Raw genomic sequence first — 1,818 nt, forward strand, 5'->3', positions numbered from 1 at the left:
ACAGCTTATCACCCCACAGGGCGAACGCTGGACGTACTGTTATGACGCGTTTGGTCGCCGGATAAGCAAGCGGCGGGCGAACGTAACCAGAGGTATTGCGGGTTATGACTACCAGTGGAGCGGAGACCTGCTGGTAGCAGAAACACCGGTTTACGCCGATGGCACCGCTGCCGTGGAGAGCAGTGTTTACTGGCTGTATGAACCCGGCGCGCTGACGCCGGGGGCCAGATATGAAAACGGGCAACTGCACTATGTGGTCCGTGACCATATGGGCACACCAAGGGAATTGCTGACAGAAGACGGTCAAGTGGTCCGGGCGCAGAAGCTGAGCGTCTGGGGTAAGGCTGAGCAGTATCGCTTCGGTGGACCGGGCGCGGCTAATGATGAAGACAACGCTCCTCATTGCCCGTGGCGCTTTGCGGGGCAGTATGCAGATGAAGAATCCGGATTGCACTATAACCGGTTCCGGTACTATGATGCAGAGACGGGGCAGTATGTTTCGCCTGACCCGATAGGGTTAATTGGTGGAACAAATCTGTATGGGTATGTTCACAATCCATTAGGTTGGATCGACCCACTAGGACTGATAAAAGTAAGACATTACACTTCCGATAGTGGAGTTGCTGAAATAGAAAAATCACAGTCAATTAACGCATCCAGAGGCGAACCTCTGGGCGTTCATGTGGAAGTTGAACCATTTGGTGATCCGCGAACAGCAGCAAGAGAAATGGGCGTTGCATCCAAAAAAAGTAGAGCATATGTTGAATTTGATGTTACTGAAGACTCTTTAGTCAAAACAAATGTAGGTCCTCGAAATACGGCTATAGTACCAACTGGAGGAGATGCTCTATCTTTAGATGGAAAAAAAGCAGTATTCAAAAAAGAATCACTTTGGTCGAAAATTATGTCTTGGTTTGAAGGATGCCCCGGATGAAAATATATTATACTGATGACTTATTACTCGGATTATATTCATTATTAACACAAATTGAGCTATCCATACATCGAGGAATTGATAATTGGACAGATCTAAATATTTATTTTCATGAAAAGGGAATCAGAACAACAATAGACAAAATTTTGCGATCAAATGAAGGGGAAAAGTATCAAATAAAAATTCATTTCTTAAAGAGATGTTATTACTCAATAAGAAAGAAAAAATACATATCTGATTTTGAATGGGCTATTTTAGTCAAATTACTCAATGAGGTAAATGCACTGCTAGACACTAAAATTCCACATAGGGATAAAGAAATTGAATTGCGGATGAAAATTTATAGTTTTTCCATGATAGTAAGAGGAAGATTAAAGTTAGATAAAACAATATTATGCCTAGCTGACAGAGTGGAACATTTTTACGAAAATGAGCATTGTGTCCATTACAGTATAAATCAAATAATAGCTACTGTTAATCATTATATGAAATGTAACAATATAGGCTCAGTTTGGGAAAACATTAATTAACCCACACTCATGGCAAAAACAACTTTAGATTATAAACATCAGTTGATAATAAAAGATTCGATCTGAACTCTAAAAGACCGACGGGTTGAACACCGCTATGACCCACTAAGCGGCAGACCTGTTGCCTGGCAACTGGATGATGTGACGGGGCAGTTCAGCCACAGCGGGGCCGGTTTTCAGCACGGGCAAAGCTACAGCCCGGTTGGCAATATCGTGGAGCAGTGGGCCGGGCACCATGAACCCGGCACCACAGACTGGCCGATGGATATCTGGCGTCGCCAGGAATACGACCGGGCATGGAATCTTACCCGAGTCAGCGACAGCCGCTGGGGAACCACCACCTACCGCCACGAC

At 44.7% G+C, this 1,818-nt stretch carries 3 protein-coding genes; all 3 read left to right on the top strand.

Features of this window, described 5'->3' with window-relative positions; genetic code table 11:
- Positions 1 to 934: RHS repeat-associated core domain-containing protein (locus FDX14_RS25585; protein WP_286364591.1), on the top strand; the 934-nt coding region annotated here is incomplete at its 5' end.
- On the top strand, positions 931 to 1,464 hold the full coding sequence (locus FDX14_RS24020) for a hypothetical protein (protein WP_137350384.1): 534 nt from the start codon (positions 931 to 933) through the stop codon (positions 1,462 to 1,464). The genes FDX14_RS25585 and FDX14_RS24020, both read left to right, overlap by 4 nt.
- A gap of 141 nt (positions 1,465 to 1,605) precedes the next feature.
- A partial coding sequence (locus tag FDX14_RS24025; RefSeq protein WP_137350385.1) for a hypothetical protein occupies positions 1,606 to 1,818 on the top strand: 213 nt, incomplete at its 3' end.

The sequence above is a fragment of the Citrobacter sp. wls710 genome (assembly GCF_005281115.1).
Lineage (GTDB): Bacteria > Pseudomonadota > Gammaproteobacteria > Enterobacterales > Enterobacteriaceae > Citrobacter > Citrobacter werkmanii.

Coding starts and splice junctions, on each gene's coding strand:
- FDX14_RS24020 (WP_137350384.1), top strand. CDS start 931: ATGAAAATATATTATACTGATGACTTATTACTCGGATTATATTCATTA.